Raw genomic sequence first — 19,071 nt, 5'->3', positions numbered from 1 at the left:
GCGATTAACGATGTGGACAGCGCATCGGCGCTGACAGGCGCGACGCCGCAAATAGCCGGCAAATCTGTGTATGGTCGTCGGTGGCAAATGCTTGGGAGCGAAAGATGACACGAATAGCAAGCCTGCTGGCATCCGCATTCATTCTGCTTGTGCCGCTGTCTTCGGCGCATGCCGCCATGCCCGAAGCGGCAACCTCTTTGTTCGAGGCAAAGACCGTGGCCGCGCGCGACACCGCTCTCTCGACGCTGGAAGCCGCCGCGCCGAAAAATCCGGCGTCGGCCTATGCTGCCGGCGCCGGCGAATTCTTCACAGCACTTGAACTGCTCGCCAGCGGCCTGCACCGCCACGGTTTTGAAAGCCCGCAATCCTTCATGCTGCCGCTGATGCAGCTGCCGGTGCCCTCCAATCCCAATCCCGAGCCGCTGACCTACGAAGAGTTCCGCGCCATACTGGTCGGCTTCCGCGACCGGCTGGAAAAATCCGCAGCGACGCTGGGCTCGGTGCCGGCCGACGCCGATATCGGCATGGTCATTGACCTCACCCATGTCGGCATCGACCTCAACGAGGACGGCACCATCGCCCCGGACGAAAGCATGGCGGCCATCATGGCCGCGCTGTCGCACGGCAGCATTTCGCAAGGCGATACCGCACCCGCGCTCACCTTCCGTTTCGACCGCGCCGACGGTTACTGGCTGCAGGGCTATGCCGAGTTCCTGATGGCGCAGGCCGATTTCTGGCTGGCGCATGATTTCAAAAACACGTTCGACGGCTCGTTCCACATGCTGTTCCCGCGCGCCAAGCTGCCGTTGCAGGACATTCTCGTGCCGCCGCCGAGCGAGATGGGCTCGAACATCTTCTCCTCGGAATGGCGCATCGCCGATTTCATCTCGATGGTGCACATGATCAACTGGCCGGTGGTCGAGCCGGAGCGCCGCAAGGCGGCACGCCGCGAATTGCTCGAAATGATCCGCCTGTCGCGCGAGGACTGGAAGGCGATCCGCGCCGAAACCGACAATGACCGCGAATGGCTGCCCGGCCCGCAGCAGAAGGGCGAGAATCCGCTGACCGGCCTCGAAGTCGGCGAGGAACAGGTGCAGGCCTGGCTCGCCGCTCTGACCATGGCCGAGGACCTGCTCGAAGGCCGCGCGCTGCTGCCGCATTTCCGCATCACCGGCAAAGGCATCAACATGAAGCGCTTCTTCGACGAGCCGAAGAACTTCGACCTGGTGCTGTCGATCACCGGACCGGGGATAGCGCCCTATCTCGAGAGCGGCAGGATACTGACCAGCGAGGATTTCGACCAGATCCAGCGCGAGTTCGGCGGCGGCGGGTTTTTGACGTTCGCGTTGTGGTTCAACTGACGAAAGCTTGGGTCCCTCGCCCCCGCAAAGCGGCTACGCTATGCGCACATTTTCTGTGACCGGCGTGACTGATCGGCCCGAGACTTGATTGCCACGTGGTTCCCCCAATCCGTCGCTGCTTCGCAGCGCCACCTTTCCCCCCTCCGGAGGGAAAGGAAGGGAGCGTTGCTGGACGAGCGTTGACGGCAAAAAGCTTGGTGCCTTTCCTCTACCCCGTCGATCGGGGGAGAGGTGGCTCGGCGAAGCCGAGACGGAGTGGGGGTCGACCAGCGCAGCATAAGGCAATGCATGCGTCAAGCTGCATGCCGCAGCGCAAAGCGGAGGCGAGGAAACCCTGCCCCGTGGCTCTCAGAAAATAGCCCCCTGATACAAAACCGCCTCCGCCTCATCAGGCGCAAACCGTCTGGCCAACGTCCGAAACGCGCTGTGCACGCCGTCGCGGTCGATGTTGCAGCTTCTCAGATGCCGCACGGCCAGCGTCGGATCGAAGGCGCTGCGGCCGTGCAGGACACGCTGGTTGTCGAAGACCAGCACTTCGCCCGGCTGCAGCTGCTGCTGGAACTGGTTTTGCGGATCGCAGATCAGCCGTGTCAGCTCGGCCAGCGCCTCGATCAGGCCGTCGATCTGGTCTTCAGGCGCCCATTGCGGCGCCAGGCAGCGGTCATTGTAGCGGATACCGGTGACGGCGCCCGCCGCATCGAGGCTGATGACATGCGCCTCGGCGCTGAAGAACACCTCGCCCGCGTGCTCGCGGTGGAAAATGACGCCGTGCCGCGTCAACAGCTCGAACAGGTCGGGCGTGCACGTCCGCATAAGTTCGGCGATATGAAAACCGTCGACCATCAGCGATGTGCCGCCGCTGCCCGCACCCGTGCGGATGGCGTGGAAGAAGATGAAGCCCGGCGGGGAATAGCGGAACGGCTCGTCCGTATGCGGGATCTGCGCCCGCGCCGTCTCGCCCGCCACCCGTGCATCCGGCCGCGAGATCAGGTCGAACATCTTGCCGTAGCTGGTCTCGCGGATCGGCCCGTAGCGGCCGGCGACCCGCGCCGTCGCTTCCGTCTCGGCCGGCACGCCGGTCAGCATGGCGATGCCGTGATCGCGCAAGGCCCGGAGCGACTGGAACAGCGTTTCGTCATCCGCGACCACCGCATCGAAAGCGAAGCGGCCGAGCCGGGCAGTGAGGTCGCTGTGCCACAGCTGCGGCTGGAAACGGACCGGGCCCGAGCCGCCGGCATGGCCGGCGAGGAAAGCCGCGTCGTAATGCGAGACATGCCCATCCTGCCAGATGGTGGTGACCTGCCCGGGCGTGGAGACATCGAAGCTCGCGGCATGGATGGCCTTGCCGACATCGGCCGGCGTCAGCCACCTCTTGCCCGAGGCGGTGTCGCCGCATTGCGCGCATTCGCAGGCCAGCCGCAGCCAGCGCGTCGAGAGTTTTGCCCAGCGACCGTCCGCCAGCTCGACGGCAATGCGCGCGCCTTCCGCGCGCAGGGCGCGGATCGGCGCGACGGCATGTCTTTGCTGGCTTGCTTGCTTTGGCGTGTCGAGCATCTGGTTTCCCTGCGGTTGAATTTCCTCGACCAGCCTAGGCAAGGAAAATCCTCCATTCAAACGAGTTCCCTTCGTCAAGTTTTGAGATAAATTCAAAACATGACGCTGAGAGATTTGCCGCTATCCGGTCTGCGAGCGCTGGTGGCCGCCGCCAGGGCCGGCAGCCTGACGCGCGCGGCCGAGGAACTGGGCGTCACACCCGGCGCTATCGGCCACCAGATCCGGCAGTTGGAGGAGCGGCTTGGCGCCAAGCTGGTGCGGCGCGAAGGCAATGGCATTGTGCTCACCCGTGCCGCCGAGGCTGCCTTGCCCGACATCGACCGCGGCTTCGACGCGCTCGCCACCGGCATGCGCCGGCTGCGCTTCGAACGGCAGGCAGAGACCTTCACCATCTCGGCCGATCCCTCCTTCGCCTCGCTGTGGCTGGCGCCGCGCCTTGCCATGGTGCGACCGGTGCTGGGACGGCTCGAGGTCCGCATCGTCGCGTCCGTCGGGCTCGACGCCATGGCGGAGGAAGGCGTCGATCTCGCCATCAGTTACCGCAAGGGATCGGCATCGGACATCGCAGCACTCGACCTCTTCACCGAACGGGTCATCCCGGCCTGCGCGCCGGCGCTGGTCGAGGGTCATGCCGGGCCCGGCAGGGCCGACGTGCTAGACAGGATGCCGCTGCTGCATATCGACCCGATGATGGGTGACGATGTCTACCCCACCTGGCGGGACTGGTTCACCGCGGCGGCGCGGCAAAGGAAAGACATAGACCAGGGCCCGCGGTTCGGATTGACCATCGTCGCGGCACAAGCGGCGATCGCCGGCATGGGCGCGCTTCTGGCCAGCGAACTGGTGTTGCGCCGCCATCTCGACGCGGGCCATCTCGTCGAGATCGCGCGCGAGGTGCCGGCACTGACCATCAAGCGCCGCATCGTCTGGCCCGAACACGGCCCGAAGGCGCGCCGCGCCGCAACGGTGGCGGCGGCACTCATGGCGGCGGCCGGAACCGGCATCGACGGCGCCCTGCCCGCTTGAAATGCTGCCCAGGTCTAGCGCGGAAACCCGTGCAGCCGGGCGAGCAGCCACTGCAGCGGATTGCCGACGAAGGCGCGGGTGACGAACGTGTCGTGCGCGGCATCGGAGGCAAGCAAGGCGATGGTGCCGGTTTCAAGGCGGCGCGGCGGATCGGAACTGGCATTGATGCCCTGGCCCGACAGCAACTGCCTGATCTCGGCATTGCCGGAGGCCGAGGATTTGCCATAGGCACTGACGAAGAAACGCTTCCGGTGCTGCGCGACCCAGCTGGCGAAAATGTCGGCCTCGTCGAAGACGGCGTCGAGCAGAATGACGCCGAGCAGGCGGCCATCGATGTCACCATTCCTGAGAATGAAAGCTGCCGGGTTGTAGCCCCCACTGTAGGCCACCAGCACCACCGGCATGGCGTCGAACTTTGCCGCCTTGGTGCCGGTGAGTTTGGCCAATCCTTGCGCCGCCTCGGCCATGAAGCTGGCAAAATAGCCCGGCGTCCAGAAATTGCCGGCGCTGGAATCCTGAGCATTGCTGGCGAATTGCGGCGCCACCAGAACGGCGTTGAGCCCGGAGGCCTCGACCTGCGCGACCACCCGCTGGCGGCCGACCACGTCGCGCTGCAAGGTGGCACCATTGCCGTGGAAGAACACCACGATGACCGCCGGCCTGGCCGGATCAAACCCTTTCGGCACGGCCAGCAACGCCGATCGGTCGGAATAGGTCTCGTCTTCCCAATAAATGCCGCCGCGCGGCGAAGTATGGCCGCGCCTTCCGTCCGCCGCCGTGACGTCGAGAAACGGCGCGGAGCCGTCGGGCAGCTTGCCCCGATAGGGAAAGGGTGACGCCTTGAACGGCACGATGGTCGAGATGCCCTTGTGCAAACGCGCCCCCTGGCTTGCCACCGGAAACGCCGCCGTGGCCAGCAATCCGGCAACGATGGCGCGCCGGTCCGGCATCAGGCCGCCACCAGCCGCAAATCAGGTGCCTTCGACGGCAGCAGCACGGCGAAGAAGGCGGGGATGGCGATGAGGTAGGCGATGGCCGCCCATTGCAGCACGGCGCTCAGGCCAAAGCTGGTGGCGACGATCGGCACGGCGGCCGAACCGATGACCGAGAAACAGCCATTGATGCCCCAGGCCCAGACGAACAGATGCTCCTTGCCGAGCCGCGCCAGCCAGGTCATGGCGGTGGCCATCGGCATGCCCATCAGGAAGGCCGGCGGCGACACCAGCAGGAAACAGAGCAGCAGCCGCACCGCATAGGGATAGGCGCCGATCCAGTCGAGCACCGGCGACAGATAGAAGCCGTACGCAAGCAGCAGCAGGCAGACCGCCAGCAGCACGAGAGGCAGCAGCGTCCTGGCGCGGTCGAAGATGCGCTCGGCGAACAGGCTGCCGAGGCCGGAGAACACCAGCATCGAGGAAATCAGCACCGAGGCCGACACGGTCGGGTTGGCGAGCGCCACGGTGAAGCGGCTGATCAGCCCGACCTCGACCATGATGTAGCCGAGGCCGAGACAGGCGAAATAGAGAATGGTGCCGAGCTTGCCGCGCGAGCGCGAGAACACGATGCGCCAGCCGAAGATGACCGGCAGCAGCACCAGCGATGCCGCCGTGATACAGGCAATGCCGAGCGTCGCCCAGATCAAGAGATAGCCCCAATCGTCCTGGAACAAATCGAGCCGGTCGAGCGTACGCGGCAGGTCGGCGACCTTCACATAGGCGGCGAAATAGGGCTGGTCGTTGCTCAGCGCCCGCGCGTCGAAGACGTAGTCGCCGGCAAGCTTTTCCCAGCCGCCGGTCAAAAGCGCATGCCAGGCCATGCGCTGCAGTTCCGTCGCCGGCAGCACTTGCGGGCCGGTGTCGCCGCCGGCGCCAGCACAGGCGTCGAGCGTCGGATCGGCCGGCGCCGTAGGATCGCAATCCGGGTTAGCTGGCGCGGTCGGGCCGGCAGGTGCGGTCGCGTCGGCGGTCGGCTGCTGCGTCAGTGTCGCATCCTGCCCGCTGCCGAAGATCGAGGCGCGATAATCATCAAGCACCTTTTGCGCGCCCGAACCGTCATAAACCATTCCTGGATAGTAGACTTCTTCCCAGGACATCGACTTGGTGTAGTCGCGCAGCGTCTTGATCTCGGCCTCGGTGAAGCCGCCGCGCTTGAACAGAACGGTCGTGGTCGACAAGTAACTCGACACGGCGAAGACGTCGTTGGCGGCGCCTTGTGGATCAAAGGTTTTCGCCGCCTCGGCGATGGTCGAATAGAGCTTCAGCACCGATTTCGGTGGCTCTTCCTTGTTCCACAAGGTGATCGACAACACGCCGCCATCGGCCAGCGCGTGCATGTAGCTCAGCATCGCCTCACGCGTGTAGGCATATTTCTCCGAGATGGCGAAGCCGCCGGGATTGGACAGGCCGACGCTGTCGGCGAGGCTGAGATCGATGACGTCGTAGCGCTCCGCCGTGTTGGCGAGGAACAGCCGCCCGTCATAGTCGATCACCTTCAGCCGCGGCTCGGCGAGAATGTCGCCGGTGACATCCCTGAGGATCGGATCGCGAAACGCCCGCAACGTCATCGGATTGCTCTCGGCGACGGTCACCGAGGTCGAACCGGCATTGAGCGCGGCCTGCGTGGAGATGCCGCCGCCGAACTGCACGACGAACGTCTTGGGCTTGTCCTTGATGACATAGGGGTAGTGCATCGGCAGATAGCGGAAATAGACCTGCTCGGCCGGCGCCAGATTGCGCATGATGCCTTCCGGCCCGTCGCCGTCGCGATACATGCCGACATAGGTGTTGGCCGGCACGTCGGGCATGCCGAAGGCGGCATTGTCGCTCAGGCCGGGCGCGAAATGCATGTAGGAGCTAGCATAGACCTGCAAGTCGCCGAACGGCGAGACGCTGCGGTAGATGCGCTTGCCGTCCGGAAAATTGCGGGCATAGGCGACGCCCTTGTACTGCGACACGGCAATGTCGGGGATGCCGAGCAGGCCCGGCAGCATGAGGTAGCCGGCGATCGACAGCGCCGCCACGACGACGCCGGCGACGACACTCTTCCAGGCACCGAAGGCGATAAACCACAGGATCGAGCCGACAGCCCACAGCAGCAGCGGCACGACGATGATGGTTTCCGGCGCGAACAGATAGAGCGACACCAGCACGACGAGACCGGCGAGACCAGAGCCGGTGAGGTCGGCGAAATAGACGCGGCCGAAGGCGGTGCGGCTTTTCAGGAAGACGATGCCGAGGAAGAACGCGCCGGCCAGGAACGGCAGGAGATAGAGCAGGAAGTTGGCGAGCAGCCGCCATTTCTGCGCCGGGTCGGACACCAGGAAGATGGCGTTGAACGGCACCGTCTGGGCAACCAGGTTGGCGCCGACGGCGAGCGGGCCGATCAGCAGCAGGGCCGCCGTCGCCGCGCCTTGCCAGTGGCGGTCGAACCAGTTTTTGCCGGCGAAGATGACGACACTCGATAGTGAGAAGCCAAGCATGGCGAGGCTGACCACCAGCGAACCGAAATGCGACCAGCTGCCGACGGCGAACACCCGCATCACCGCGATCTGCAGCGCGATGATGGCGCCGGCGATCAGCCCGACCGCCAGGTAATGCGCGAGCCGAGGCGCCTCCAGCGAGGCGATGCTTGGTCGAGAGGTCGATACGACAGCCGTCATTCAGGCCCCTTGATGCGGCAACTCAACCGTTGTGCGTGCCGACGATCTGGTCGCCTTCGAGCTTGGTGAACGGCACGAACGGCACCACCTTGCCATTATAGATGTCCGAGCGGACGATGTTGAATGTGCCGTCGGCGAGCTGCTGCTTGATCACCTTGAGCACGTGCTGGGCGCCCGGCGGGCCGACCGGGATGACCATCACGCCATTGGGCTTGAGCTGCTGCAGCAGCGACGGCGGAATGTGGTCGATGCCGCAGGTGACGATGATCTTGTCGAACGGGCCGACGCTCTCCCAGCCATAATAGCCGTCGGCATTGCGGCTGGTGACCGAGCCGAACACGCTGTAGCCGCGATCGATCAGCCCGTCATATGTGCGCCGCGTACGCTGCGCCAGCGGATTGATGATCTCGATCGTGTGCACCTTGTCGGTGAGGTTGGCGAGATACGCCGACTGGTAGCCCGAACCGGTGCCGACTTCGAGCACGGCTTCGCCGAACTGCACGTCGATGGCCGTCGTCATGCGTCCGACCAGATGCGGGCCGGAAATGGTCACGCCATAGCCGATGTCGAGGAAGGCATGGTCATAGGCGCGCCCCAGATTCTGCGGCAGCACGAATTCTTCCCGTGGCGTCGAAAGGAAGGCGCGCTTGTTGCGGTCGTCCAGCACGTCCTTGTTGTAGACCATGATCTGGAAGCGATCGAATCGCTCGGCCAAAAACTTCGGATCCTCGCCGCGATTGGCCACCATCCAGTCGATGAACGCTTTTTTGTCGCTCAACGGCACTTCGGCATTGCGGTCGTAGGGCACCGGCAAGGCAGCCCTGACGGTCGCCGGAAGAATGGAGAACGCCGCCGCACCCGCCGACAGCGTCAAGAAATCCCGACGCTTCATGGAAAAAGCCTCCAAAAGTGGCCTTTGCCACCCCAAAACCAAGCACTTCAACCCGATTGCACCGCCTCCCAAAACGAGTCAATGGCCGTCAGGAGACGGGCGTCCAACCGGGGATTTTGTTGCAAGCGGGCAACAGTTTTGCCAGTCGATCGGGTCTTTTTCAGTCACGGCAAGCGACAAGCGACCCACGCTTTGTTCCGGGAAATATGCATTTTTGCTAATTTAACACGGTCCGTTCTGCTTGACTCGGCCGCCAAAAACAGGCAGCAAACCTGCTTCGGAAGGGCTGTAATACCGCGTGCATGATCGTGGACGAGCCTTTTTTGGCACAAAGTCCACGTCTCTCTGTTGGTTTTGAGAGGGATTGGTTAACCAACTTTGTCCATATTTTGAAGCAATCGGCAACCAACGACAGGCGCGGCAAACGCGTCGGGGACCACCTGGGATCACTCACAGAATGGTCGTCGCGGCTGACAAGGCCACGTACGGGGAAAACCGATTGGAGCAAGATTGGTTGCATGGCGTTGTCGAGTAAACACAAAATAATCTGGGACCAGCGCGAGGGCGGCGAGTTCGTCGATGCGCAGCGTGCCCCTTCCTTCAACCCGAAACGGATCGTCCGCTGGGTCGCGGTGCCCGGTGCCAGCGCCGCCGTCGGCCTGTGGCTGATCGGCACCATGGCCGGCCTCAGTTCCGTCGGCGCCTCGCTTTCGGCGACGTCGGGCGGCGGCCTGCCGCAGACGCTGGCCATGCCGGGCTCGCTGGCGATGGCCGATCCGCTGAAGCAGCATTTCCTCAGATCTTCGGCGCCGTTCGTGCTGGCCAATGCCCATGGCGGCGCGCAGGCCCTGCACGACCACGCCGTGCAATGCGGCGCCAGCTGCTTCAAGCTGGCCCGTGTGAGCCCGCTGGCGGAGAAATCCGCGCGCCTCGTGGCGCAGGCAAAGCCGGAGCAGCCAATCCTGAAGTCGAAGGCGCAGGAGCGCTTCGAACGCATGGAAGCGTCGCTGTCGCCGACCAAGCTCGCCGCCGCCTTTGCCGGCGCCGGCAAGCCTGTTGCCACGGCCGACGCCCGCCCGGTGATTTCCAAGGCCGCGCCGCAGATTATCGAGGCGTCGCTGGTGCCGTCGGCCCAGGTTATGGCCAGCCTGTCGGATGACATGCCGGCTCCTGCGGCGGAACGCTTCGCCCGTGCCGACACCGGTTCCGTTGTCGTGCAGACCGCGCCGGCGCCGACGGGCTTTGCCCAGTCGCAAACACCCGACAACGCACAGCTGGCGCTGGCGCTCGTCGAGTCGATGCCGGTCGATGACGAGGCATTCGCCTCGCCGCTGCCGATGACTGAATCCTCGGCCGATGTTGCGGTTGCGCCAGTCGAGACCCAGCAGCAGCAGCCTGGCGACGCCGCCTCGCTGCCGGATGCGCTGACCGACGACGTGCCGCTGCCGAGCCGACGCCCGCAGTACGACACGCCGCAGCCCAAGGCCGTGGAGCAGGACAGACCCGCGCCGCAGCCCAAGGTTGCTCCGCCCAAGATCGCGCAGCAGAAGCCGGCGCCGCAGGCGAAGCCGGTCCAGCAGGCACAGCAGCCGACAAGGCCGGCCCGGACCGGCCGGTCTGGCGAGGGCGGCGATGTGCTCGCCTATGCCAAGCCGGACACGCCTTCGGGCGGCCTCGGTCAGGCGTTCAGGAACCTTTTCAACGGGCCGGGCGGCGGCAGCGGAGCCGGTCACGGCGTCGCCGTCTATGACATCAGCGCCAAGACCGTCTACATGCCGGATGGCCAGCGGCTCGAGGCGCATTCCGGTCTCGGCGCCATGGTCGACCAGCCGCGCTATGTCCACGTCAAGGATCGTGGCCCGACGCCGCCCAACACCTACAATCTGTCGCTGCGTGAATCCCGCTTCCATGGCGTCGAGGCGCTGCGCCTGACCCCGGTCGGTGGCGGCAACAAATACAACCGCAACGGCCTGCTCGCCCACACCTACATGCTGCGCGGCGGCCGCGCCGAGTCCAATGGCTGCGTCGTCTTCCGGGACTATGCCCGCTTCCTCGCCGCCTTCAAGAAGGGCAAGGTCACACGTCTCGTCGTGGTGCCGCGCCTGAACGGATCGCCGACACAGGTGGCGACGGACAACGCCCGCGGCGCCTGACCGCGACAGGCAGGCGCCCTTCGGCACCTGCCTCCTCCTGACAGCCTTCTGTCAGGAGCCGCATCCGGGCATGCGCCTCGCCGCATCCCGCCCTTTCCATTTTCGCCAAGACCCACCATATTCGGGACATGGCCAAATCCCCCCGATAAAGAACGCCGCCGACGGCGGATGACGACCGCGCCGCGCCGAAGCGGCGCAGCCCGCTGACCGATTTCCTCGACGCCTCGGAGCCGCTGCACAGAGGCGGCTTCGCCGAGATGCCGCAGCCCGAACTGTCGGGCACGCCGCTGACCGGCTCGATCGCCGACTGGGCCGAGCAGATCGAACAGGAGGCGGAGCGCGAAGGGCGCCAGACCGGCAAGGGCGACGGCGGCAAAGCGCCAAAGCCGTCGAAGAAGATTCCTGAGCGTTCGTCCGCGCCTGGACGCACGGCGCGCGGCACCTCGATGGGCGGCGCGGCCACGGCGCGCGAACGCACGGCAGCCGGCCTTAACCCGGTCGCCGGCCTCGACATCTCGCTGGAAGAGGCCGAGACGATGACGTCGAGCGGCGTCACCGCGACGGTCGCCGCTCTGTCGGCGCTGATCGAATCCGGCAATCCGCTGCACAAGGACGGCGTGCTGTGGACGCCGCACCGCCCTGCCCGGCCGGAGAAGTCGGAAGGCGGCATCGCCATCAAGATGGTGTCGGATTTCGAACCGGCCGGCGACCAACCGACCGCCATCAAGGACCTTGTCGAAGGCGTCGACAACAGCGACCGCACCCAGGTGCTGCTCGGCGTCACCGGCTCCGGCAAAACCTTCACCATGGCCAAGGTGATCGAGGAGACGCAGCGCCCCGCCTTGATCCTGGCGCCGAACAAGACACTGGCCGCGCAGCTCTATTCCGAGTTCAAGAAATTCTTCCCCGACAATGCGGTGGAGTATTTCGTCTCCTATTACGATTATTACCAGCCGGAAGCCTACGTCCCGCGCACCGACACCTTCATCGAGAAGGAATCCTCGATCAACGAGCAGATCGACCGCATGCGCCACTCGGCGACGCGCTCGCTGCTCGAGCGCGACGACGTCATCATCGTCGCCTCGGTGTCCTGCATCTACGGTATCGGTTCGGTCGAAACCTATACGGCGATGACCTTCCAGATGCAGATCGGCGACCGGCTCGACCAGCGCGCTCTGCTCGCCGACCTCGTCGCCCAGCAGTACAAGCGTCAGGACATCAATTTCGTGCGCGGCTCGTTCCGCGTGCGCGGCGACACGATCGAGATCTTTCCGGCCCACCTTGAGGATCGTGCCTGGCGCATCTCGATGTTCGGCGACGAGATCGAGCAGATCACCGAGTTCGATCCGCTGACCGGCCAGAAGACCGGGGAGCTGAAAAGCGTCAAGATCTACGCCAACTCGCACTATGTGACGCCGCGCCCGACGTTGAACCAGGCGATCAAGTCGATCAAGGAAGAGCTCAAGCAGCGGCTGGTGGAGCTGGAGCGCGCCGGCCGCCTGCTGGAGGCGCAGCGGCTGGAACAGCGCACCCGCTTCGACCTCGAAATGCTGGAAGCCACCGGCTCCTGCGCCGGCATCGAGAACTATTCGCGCTATCTGACCGGCCGCCAGCCGGGCGATCCGCCGCCGACCTTGTTCGAATACATTCCTGACAATGCGCTGGTGTTCATCGACGAGAGCCATGTCACCGTGCCGCAGATCGGCGGCATGTATCGCGGCGACTTCAGGCGCAAGGCGACGCTGGCCGAGTACGGATTCCGCCTGCCCTCCTGCATGGACAACCGGCCGCTGCGCTTCGAGGAATGGGACGCCATGCGTCCGCTTTCCGTCGCCGTGTCGGCGACGCCCGGCGGCTGGGAGATGGAGCAGGCCGGTGGTGTCTTCGCCGAACAGGTCATCCGCCCGACCGGCCTGATCGACCCGCCGGTCGAGGTGCGCCCGGCGAAAAGCCAGGTCGACGATGTGGTCGGCGAGATCCGCGAGACCACCAAGGCCGGCTACCGCACGCTGGTAACCGTGCTGACCAAGCGCATGGCCGAGGACCTGACCGAATATCTGCACGAGCAGGGCGTGCGCGTGCGCTACATGCACTCCGACATCGACACGCTGGAGCGCATCGAGATCCTGCGCGATTTGCGCCTCGGCGCCTTCGACGTGCTGGTCGGCATCAACCTTCTGCGCGAAGGCCTCGACATTCCCGAATGCGGCTTCGTCGCCATTCTCGATGCCGACAAGGAAGGTTTCTTGCGTTCCGAGACCTCGCTGATCCAGACCATCGGCCGCGCCGCCCGCAACGTCGACGGCAAGGTCATCCTCTATGCCGACCAGGTCACCGGCTCGATGGAACGGGCGATGGCCGAGACCAACCGCCGTCGCGAAAAGCAGATGGAGTGGAACGCCGCCAACGGCATCACGCCGGAATCGGTCAAGTCGCGCATCTCCGACATTCTCGACTCGGTTTACGAGAAGGACCACGTCCGCGCCGACATCTCGCAGTTCACCGACCGCGCCGGCGCCATGATGGGCAACAACCTCAAGGCGCATCTCGACGCGATGGAGAAACAGATGCGCGACGCCGCCGCCAATCTCGATTTCGAGAAGGCGGCTCGCATCCGCGACGAGATCAAGCGGTTGCGCGAGATGGAACTGTCCATCTCCGAAGACCCGCTGGCCAAATATGCCGATATGGAAAGCCCGGTCTCGGGCCGCGAAAAGGGGAAGCACAACAAGGGCGTGGCCAAGCACCGCACGGTCGAGGAACAGGAACGTTTCCGCAAGCTCGACGAAGCACGCGCCGCCGAAGAGGCCGCCAGGGCTGCCCGGCCCAACCTCTTCCGCAAGCCGTCGATCGACGACATGGGCCCCGGCACCGACATGCCGACGCCGGCGGGTGCCGTATCGCGCTCGCTGTTCAAGAAGCAGTCGGCAGAGGAAGCGCACGGCTCCGACTTCGGCATTCCGGGCGACGCCACCAAACCGCTGTTCAAGAAGAACTCGCTCGACGAGATGACGGTGCGGCGGACGGAAAAGCCGGTCGAGGGAAAACTGCCGGCGAAGCCTCAGCCGATCTCCCCCCAAGTGGGGGAGATGCCCGGCGGGGCAGGCGCGAAGGATCGCGACGACAAACCAATCGTCCGCCAGCGCGCCGGCATCGGCTCTTACGAGGACCCAGGCGATACGCGCAGAGAGAAGCGCCGGCCGGGCAAGACCGGGCGGCCGGGGAAGTAGCGCTTTTTCCCTTCTCCCCTTGTGGGAGAAGGTGGATCGGCGCGCAGCGCCAGACGGATGAGGGGTGTTCCAGCGGAGTGAGACGTTGGTGTTTCCTGGAACACCCCTCATCCGACCTCGCTTCGCGAGGCCACCTTCTCCACAAGGGGAGAAGGAAACTGCGCTCCACTTGCCTTCACCCCCGCCTTTGGTGTAATCGCTTCGCACACTCAACGTCTTGTCTCGAAAGGAGGGCTCACGTGTTTACGTTTCATCGTCACCATCGTCAGCGTGGCCCGATTTCTGCCCTGCGAGTTCGCTTGCAGGGCTGACCAGGGACGGTCCGGGTTTTTCCCGCTTCGATTTTTTGGTCTGCCCTTCGTGGTGCCGCAACGCCGAGCCTGATGGCTGGCACGCGCACCGTCAAAGTGCATCCGGAGTTGTCTCCGGCAAGACCAGAGAAATCACAATGGCCCTGATCAGCCTCAAATCCCTCGGCGTCACCATGAGTGCGCCGCTTTTCGCAAACCTCGACCTCACCATCGGCACCGGCGACCGGCTCGGCATCGTCGCCGCCAATGGCCGCGGCAAGTCGACCTTGCTCAAATGCCTGACCGGCGAGATGGAGCCGACCTCCGGCGACATCACCCGCACGCGCGGCCTGCGTGTCGGCCATGTCGAACAGTCGGTTTCCCTTGCCCTTCTCAGCCGCACCTTCCACCAGGTGGTGGCCGATGCCTTGCCGGCCGATCAGGCCGAAAGCGAGATGTGGCGCGTCGACGTCGTTCTCGACTCGCTCGACGTGCCCGAAACGACGCGCGAACGAGAAATGCAGGCGCTGAGCGGCGGCTGGCAGAGGCTGGCGCTGATCGCCCGCGTCTGGGTCACCGATCCCGACGTGCTGCTGCTCGACGAGCCGACCAACCATCTCGATCTCGCCCGCATCAGCCAGCTGGAAGGCTGGCTGAACGCGCTGCCGCGCGAAGTGCCCGTCGTCATCGCCAGCCATGACCGCGCCTTCCTCGATGCCGCCACCAACCGCACCCTGTTCCTGCGCCCGGAACAATCGCCGGTGTTCGCTCTGCCCTACTCCCGCGCCAGGCAGGCGCTTGATGAGGTCGATGCCTCGATGGCACGAAAATTCGAGCGCGACATGAAGGTCGCCCAGCAACTGCGAAAGCAGGCCGCCAAGCTCAACAACATCGGCATCAATTCCGGCAGCGATCTGCTGACGGTGAAAACCAAGCAGCTTAGGGAGCGTGCGGAGAAGCTGGAAGACGCGGCGGTATCGGCGCACCGCGAGAAATCGGCTGGTGCGATAAAGCTGGCCAATCGCGGCACCCATGCCAAGGTGCTGATCACGCTCGACGACGCGGCTGTCGAAACGCCTGATGGCACGCTGCTGTTCAGGACGGGCAAGCGCCATATTTGCCAGGGCGACCGCATCGTGCTGCTTGGCCGCAATGGCGTCGGCAAGTCGCGCTTCGTCACTTTGATCCGCAACGCCATCGCCGAGCCCGACACGGTCACGAATGTGAAAGTGACGCCGTCGACGGTGCTCGGCTACAGCGACCAGGCGCTGTCAGGTATCAGCGGCGACGACACGCCGCTGGCGATGGTGTCGCGCCGCTACGATGTCGGCGAGCAGCGCGCCCGCTCACTGCTTGCCGGCGCCGGCGTCAGCATCGAGATGCAGGAGAGAAAGATCGGCGTGCTGTCCGGCGGCCAGAAGGCGCGGCTGGTGATGCTGGCGCTGAGGCTCGCCAACCCCAACTTCTACCTGCTCGACGAACCGACCAACCATCTCGACATCGATGGCCAGGAAGCGCTGGAGGAGGAATTGCTCAAGCACCAGGCAAGCTGCATGCTTGCCTCGCACGACCGCTCCTTCATCCGCGCCATCGGCAACCGCTTCTGGCTGATCGAGAGGCGGAAGCTGATCGAGGTCGAAGACCCCGAGGACTTTTTCCGCGAGGTGGCTGAAGCGGGTGGGTGAAGGAAACCATGCCTCTGCCTGGCCGGCAACCCTCGAATGCCGGCCCGTACTTTCCGGCAGATTGAAAAGGCGCATCCTGAGATTTCGCACACCGAGGGAGGAACCGGTCATGCGTGGGGTGGACGTCGTCAAGAACCTTTATGATGCCTATGCGAAACGCGACATCGTGGGCGCGCTGGCCCACTGTTCCGACGATGTCGTCTTCCGCTGGGTCGCCGAACCGGAGGCACCCTATATCGCGGCAGGTAACGGCAAACAGCAATTCCTTGCCCGCCTCATGGCGCTGGACAGTGATTTCGAATACCGCAGCTTCGTTCCGGTGGACATCATCGACGGTGGCGACAAGGTTGCAGCGCAGGTCGAAATCCACCTGACGCGCAGAACCACCGGCCAGGAGCTGGTCATGCGTACCGCCGATTTCTGGACGCTGCGCGACGGCAAGGTCGTCGAGATGGTGGAGTATTACGACACCGCGCTGGCCGCCTCGGTCTTCTGAAATATTTTCAGCGCTCTGTCGGATCGCCTGAATCTGCCTCGTCCTTGGGATGCCGACACGATGATGCCGGCTTCATCTGAGGAGAAAGCATCATGTCCATTCTGTCATCCCTAGGTCGCGTTGCCTCCCGTTACGCACAGAACCGCGCCCGCCACCGCAGCGAACGTGAGCTGCTGTCCCTGCCGATCGAACTGCGCAAGGATATCGGCTGGCCGGAAATCGTCATCGATGCGCAAAACGGTGCGCGAATCCGCAGGGCTTCCTGACTGACGCACCGGGAGCCACACCATTGATGGCGGCCGCCAGTCAATCATGTGTATCGCCCGAAAGCGGCGTCGCCTGCATCGACGCGCGCCTTTCAAAAGCCTCGAACCAGCGCGTCAGCCGCGCCCGCGCGCGAAACGACGGAAGGTCACGGAACGCCATCCACGACAGCGTGGTGGCGAGGGCTATATGGCCGACATGGAGCGGCGCGTCGTCGTCCATGGTGCTTTCGATCCAGTCGTAGCTCGCCTCGATCTTGTCCCGATATCCCTGCGCAAGAGCGCCATAGCGCAGCGGCTCGGGTCTCCTTTCCGTCTCCCAGCGCAAGGCGATGCCCGCCTGCGCCAGGCCTTGAGCGACCGCCTGCAGCCGCAATGCCTGCCAGCGCGCCTCGCCGTCTTGCGGCAAAAGCTTGCGGCCGTCATGCAGCGTGTCGAGATACGCGCAGATGACATCGGAATCGAAGATCGCCGATGCGCCCGGCCGCAGCAGCACCGGCACCTTGCCGAGCGGGTTTTCGGCGTAGACGCGAGCGTTGCGCAAGGTCGGACTGGTCTCGTGATGAATGACCTCGAGCCGATCGGCAATGCCGGCCTCATGCGCGAAGACGAGCGCCTTGCGCGCGAAAGGCGAATGGGTCTGATAGTAGAGGATCATTGTCGTCCCAGGAGTTGAGCAAGCGGCGTGTGATCCATCCGTTCTAGCCCGCGGGTCGCGAGAATTGCGCTCTGATTGAGGGCCGCCGACGCAAGTTCGTTTAACGTCTTCCGTCAAACCGCCGCTCGCACGGCCTGTCCGTAGCCGGCCGCCAAAAAAATTTCGCGGGCTATGTAGGATTGCCGTCACCTCGTGCGTCCTTGGTTCGCAAGGCCAAGCCAAACGCCCAAACCAGACGCAAAGAGGAGCAAGACATGACTGACCAGACCCCGTTCAGCCCAGGGCAGAAGTGCTCGGCGGATTGACCCCTTATCTGCAGGTGGACGGCGCCTTCAAGGCTGCCGAATTCTACAAGAAGGCCTTCGGCGCGAAACAGGTCTTTGCCTATCCGGCGGACGAGAAAGGCCGCACCATGCACATCCATCTCCACGTCAACGGCTCGACGCTGATGTTGGGCGATGCCTTTCCCGAACACGGCCATCCGCATAAGGCGGCGCAAGGTTACACGCTGCAGCTCCATCTCGACGATGGCGACATCGACAGCTGGTGGCAGCGCGCCGTCGATGCCGGCTGCGAAGTGGTCACGCCGTTGCAGGTGATGTTCTGGGGCGACCGCTGGGGTCAGCTGAACGATCCGTTCGGCGTCGCCTGGGCGATGAACGCGCCGGTCAAGTAGATTCCCTGGCGAGCAGGCGTCGCCCGCCACGGCTGACGCGCTCACCGCGCCGGGTCGTCTCCCCGCCGACCCGGCGCCCGTTTCAGCAAAGGAGAACCCTATGTCCTATGTCGATGGTTTCGTGCTTGCCGTGCCAAAGGCCAAACTCGACGATTACAAGAAGCTGGCCAACCTCGCGGGCCCCATATGGATGGAACACGGCGCGCTCGCTTATGTCGAATGCATCGGCGACGACGTGCCCTATGGCGAGCTGACCTCGTTTCCGCGTGCCGTTCAGGCAAAGGACGACGAGATCGTCGTCTTCGCCTGGGCGGTCTATGAATCCAGGCAAAGCCGCGACACGGTGATGGCCAAGGTGATGGCCGACCCGCGTTTGACACCCGATTTGGGGCCCATGCCCTTCGATATGAAGCGCATGATCTTCGGCGGCTTCCAGCCGTTCATAGAACTGTAGGCCGTAACATCCCGACCGATCGCCAGCTGCCGCATGCCGACAGCAGGGCGCGAAACCTCGTTTCCATCTCTCAAAATAGGACCGACTTATGCGCAAGCTGATCGTATTCAACAGCATCTCGCTCGACGGCTATTTTACCGACGGGCGCGGCGCCATGGACTGGGCGCACAGCCAGGATCCGGAATGGAACGCGTTCGTCGCCGACAATGCCAAGGGCGGTGGCATGCTGGTGCTGGGCCGCGTTACTTATGACCTGATGATCCAGTTCTGGCCGACGCCGATGGCGGCCCAAATCGCACCGGTGGTGGCCGACGCATGAACGCCATGCCGAAGGTCGTGTTCTCCCGCACGCTCGACACGGCGAGTTGGAACAACACCGAGTTGGTCAAAAGCGGGCCGGCCGCGAAGCTTCGGCACCTGAAGCAGCAACCGGGCAACCATATGACGATCCTGGGTAGTGGCAATCTCGTCGCTCAATTGGCCGAGGAGAATTTGATCGACGAATATCAGTTCGTCATCGTCCCGGTCATGCTTGGCGCCGGCAGGACTATGTTCGAAGGCATCGGCAATCGGCTCAACGTGGCGCTGGCGCGGTCGCAAGCCTTCGGCAACGGCAATGTCTTCCTGCGCTATGAGCAGAAGCCGCAGGCCAGCTAATGCATGTTGCCCAAGGAG

The 19,071-nt window shown here is 64.4% G+C and carries 16 protein-coding genes; 11 read left to right on the top strand and 5 right to left on the bottom strand.

The window, feature by feature from the left end; all coding sequences use genetic code 11:
- Nucleotides 1-104: 104 nt before the first annotated feature.
- Nucleotides 105-1,361, top strand: a complete 1,257-nt coding sequence (locus tag AC0V8S_RS12785) for a hypothetical protein (RefSeq protein ID WP_475437875.1) — start codon at nucleotides 105-107, stop codon at nucleotides 1,359-1,361.
- 348 nt (nucleotides 1,362-1,709) lie between these two features.
- Here the strand turns inward: AC0V8S_RS12785 and AC0V8S_RS12780 are convergent, their stop codons facing one another.
- Nucleotides 1,710-2,915, bottom strand: coding sequence for a TauD/TfdA family dioxygenase (locus AC0V8S_RS12780; RefSeq protein ID WP_475437874.1), 1,206 nt, complete (start codon nucleotides 2,913-2,915; stop codon nucleotides 1,710-1,712).
- 99 nt (nucleotides 2,916-3,014) lie between these two features.
- Between AC0V8S_RS12780 and AC0V8S_RS12775 the strand changes: the two genes are divergently transcribed.
- Nucleotides 3,015-3,941: a LysR substrate-binding domain-containing protein gene (locus AC0V8S_RS12775; protein ID WP_475437873.1), complete on the top strand. Its 927-nt coding sequence runs from the start codon at nucleotides 3,015-3,017 to the stop codon at nucleotides 3,939-3,941.
- A gap of 14 nt (nucleotides 3,942-3,955) precedes the next feature.
- Here AC0V8S_RS12775 and AC0V8S_RS12770 read toward each other — a convergent pair whose 3' ends face one another.
- The 3 genes from AC0V8S_RS12770 to AC0V8S_RS12760 are packed head-to-tail and all read right to left on the bottom strand — an operon-like array spanning nucleotide 3,956 to nucleotide 8,491.
- A complete protein-coding gene (locus AC0V8S_RS12770) occupies nucleotides 3,956-4,891 on the bottom strand; it encodes a hypothetical protein (protein ID WP_475437872.1) in 936 nt (311 codons plus the stop codon).
- Nucleotides 4,891-7,599: a spermidine synthase family protein gene (locus AC0V8S_RS12765; protein ID WP_475437871.1), complete on the bottom strand. Its 2,709-nt coding sequence runs from the start codon at nucleotides 7,597-7,599 to the stop codon at nucleotides 4,891-4,893. The genes AC0V8S_RS12770 and AC0V8S_RS12765 overlap by 1 nt, the downstream gene beginning before the upstream one ends.
- A gap of 22 nt (nucleotides 7,600-7,621) precedes the next feature.
- Nucleotides 7,622-8,491 carry a protein-L-isoaspartate O-methyltransferase family protein gene (locus tag AC0V8S_RS12760; protein ID WP_183462396.1) on the bottom strand — a complete coding sequence of 290 codons (870 nt, stop codon included), beginning with the start codon at nucleotides 8,489-8,491 and terminating at the stop codon, nucleotides 7,622-7,624.
- A 518-nt stretch (nucleotides 8,492-9,009) separates the two neighbouring features.
- Between AC0V8S_RS12760 and AC0V8S_RS12755 the strand changes: the two genes are divergently transcribed.
- The 5 genes from AC0V8S_RS12755 to AC0V8S_RS12735 all read left to right on the top strand — a co-directional run bounded on the left by AC0V8S_RS12755 (nucleotide 9,010) and on the right by AC0V8S_RS12735 (nucleotide 16,611).
- Nucleotides 9,010-10,644 (top strand): DUF2778 domain-containing protein, encoded by a 1,635-nt coding sequence (locus AC0V8S_RS12755; protein WP_475437870.1) that lies wholly within the window; start codon nucleotides 9,010-9,012, stop codon nucleotides 10,642-10,644.
- 203 nt (nucleotides 10,645-10,847) lie between these two features.
- Complete coding sequence (gene uvrB / locus AC0V8S_RS12750; protein ID WP_475438612.1) at nucleotides 10,848-13,874, top strand: excinuclease ABC subunit UvrB; 3,027 nt, start codon at nucleotides 10,848-10,850, stop codon at nucleotides 13,872-13,874.
- A 448-nt stretch (nucleotides 13,875-14,322) separates the two neighbouring features.
- Nucleotides 14,323-15,849, top strand: coding sequence for an ABC-F family ATP-binding cassette domain-containing protein (locus tag AC0V8S_RS12745; protein WP_475437869.1), 1,527 nt, complete (start codon nucleotides 14,323-14,325; stop codon nucleotides 15,847-15,849).
- A gap of 109 nt (nucleotides 15,850-15,958) precedes the next feature.
- A complete protein-coding gene (locus AC0V8S_RS12740; protein ID WP_475437868.1) occupies nucleotides 15,959-16,345 on the top strand; it encodes a nuclear transport factor 2 family protein in 387 nt (128 codons plus the stop codon).
- A gap of 92 nt (nucleotides 16,346-16,437) precedes the next feature.
- On the top strand, nucleotides 16,438-16,611 hold the full coding sequence (locus AC0V8S_RS12735; protein WP_475437867.1) for a hypothetical protein: 174 nt from the start codon (nucleotides 16,438-16,440) through the stop codon (nucleotides 16,609-16,611).
- 40 nt (nucleotides 16,612-16,651) lie between these two features.
- On the opposite strand, the gene AC0V8S_RS12730 is transcribed toward AC0V8S_RS12735, so the two are convergent.
- Nucleotides 16,652-17,266 (bottom strand): glutathione S-transferase family protein, encoded by a 615-nt coding sequence (locus AC0V8S_RS12730; protein ID WP_475437866.1) that lies wholly within the window; start codon nucleotides 17,264-17,266, stop codon nucleotides 16,652-16,654.
- A gap of 301 nt (nucleotides 17,267-17,567) precedes the next feature.
- Between AC0V8S_RS12730 and AC0V8S_RS12725 the strand changes: the two genes are divergently transcribed.
- The 4 genes from AC0V8S_RS12725 (at nucleotide 17,568) to AC0V8S_RS12710 (ending at nucleotide 19,053) form a co-directional block, all read left to right on the top strand.
- The gene (locus AC0V8S_RS12725; protein WP_475437865.1) at nucleotides 17,568-17,942 is read left to right on the top strand and encodes a VOC family protein; all 375 of its coding nucleotides are present in this window, start codon (nucleotides 17,568-17,570) and stop codon (nucleotides 17,940-17,942) included.
- A 100-nt stretch (nucleotides 17,943-18,042) separates the two neighbouring features.
- Entirely contained in the window at nucleotides 18,043-18,396 is a 354-nt protein-coding gene (locus AC0V8S_RS12720) for a DUF1428 domain-containing protein (protein WP_095792807.1), read from the top strand.
- A gap of 88 nt (nucleotides 18,397-18,484) precedes the next feature.
- On the top strand, nucleotides 18,485-18,715 hold the full coding sequence (locus AC0V8S_RS12715; protein WP_475437864.1) for a dihydrofolate reductase family protein: 231 nt from the start codon (nucleotides 18,485-18,487) through the stop codon (nucleotides 18,713-18,715).
- A complete protein-coding gene (locus AC0V8S_RS12710; protein ID WP_475437863.1) occupies nucleotides 18,712-19,053 on the top strand; it encodes a dihydrofolate reductase family protein in 342 nt (113 codons plus the stop codon). The genes AC0V8S_RS12715 and AC0V8S_RS12710 overlap by 4 nt, the downstream gene beginning before the upstream one ends.
- Nucleotides 19,054-19,071: the final 18 nt, after the last annotated feature.

Source organism: Mesorhizobium oxytropidicola (assembly GCF_056174625.1).
The sequence above is the reverse complement of the archived record's forward strand: the minus strand, read 5'-3'. Positions and strand labels throughout refer to the sequence as shown.

What these genes read in the sequence shown, in the direction of transcription:
- AC0V8S_RS12785 (WP_475437875.1), top strand. Translation starts at nt 105, where the DNA reads ATGACACGAATAGCAAGCCTGCTGGCATCCGCATTCATTCTGCTTGTG.
- AC0V8S_RS12780 (WP_475437874.1), bottom strand. Translation starts at nt 2,915, where the DNA reads ATGCTCGACACGCCAAAGCAAGCAAGCCAGCAAAGACATGCCGTCGCG.
- AC0V8S_RS12775 (WP_475437873.1), top strand. Translation starts at nt 3,015, where the DNA reads ATGACGCTGAGAGATTTGCCGCTATCCGGTCTGCGAGCGCTGGTGGCC.
- AC0V8S_RS12770 (WP_475437872.1), bottom strand. Translation starts at nt 4,891, where the DNA reads ATGCCGGACCGGCGCGCCATCGTTGCCGGATTGCTGGCCACGGCGGCG.
- AC0V8S_RS12765 (WP_475437871.1), bottom strand. Translation starts at nt 7,599, where the DNA reads ATGACGGCTGTCGTATCGACCTCTCGACCAAGCATCGCCTCGCTGGAG.
- AC0V8S_RS12760 (WP_183462396.1), bottom strand. Translation starts at nt 8,491, where the DNA reads ATGAAGCGTCGGGATTTCTTGACGCTGTCGGCGGGTGCGGCGGCGTTC.
- AC0V8S_RS12755 (WP_475437870.1), top strand. Translation starts at nt 9,010, where the DNA reads ATGGCGTTGTCGAGTAAACACAAAATAATCTGGGACCAGCGCGAGGGC.
- AC0V8S_RS12745 (WP_475437869.1), top strand. Translation starts at nt 14,323, where the DNA reads ATGGCCCTGATCAGCCTCAAATCCCTCGGCGTCACCATGAGTGCGCCG.
- AC0V8S_RS12740 (WP_475437868.1), top strand. Translation starts at nt 15,959, where the DNA reads ATGCGTGGGGTGGACGTCGTCAAGAACCTTTATGATGCCTATGCGAAA.
- AC0V8S_RS12735 (WP_475437867.1), top strand. Translation starts at nt 16,438, where the DNA reads ATGTCCATTCTGTCATCCCTAGGTCGCGTTGCCTCCCGTTACGCACAG.
- AC0V8S_RS12730 (WP_475437866.1), bottom strand. Translation starts at nt 17,266, where the DNA reads ATGATCCTCTACTATCAGACCCATTCGCCTTTCGCGCGCAAGGCGCTC.
- AC0V8S_RS12720 (WP_095792807.1), top strand. Translation starts at nt 18,043, where the DNA reads ATGTCCTATGTCGATGGTTTCGTGCTTGCCGTGCCAAAGGCCAAACTC.
- AC0V8S_RS12715 (WP_475437864.1), top strand. Translation starts at nt 18,485, where the DNA reads ATGCGCAAGCTGATCGTATTCAACAGCATCTCGCTCGACGGCTATTTT.
- AC0V8S_RS12710 (WP_475437863.1), top strand. Translation starts at nt 18,712, where the DNA reads ATGAACGCCATGCCGAAGGTCGTGTTCTCCCGCACGCTCGACACGGCG.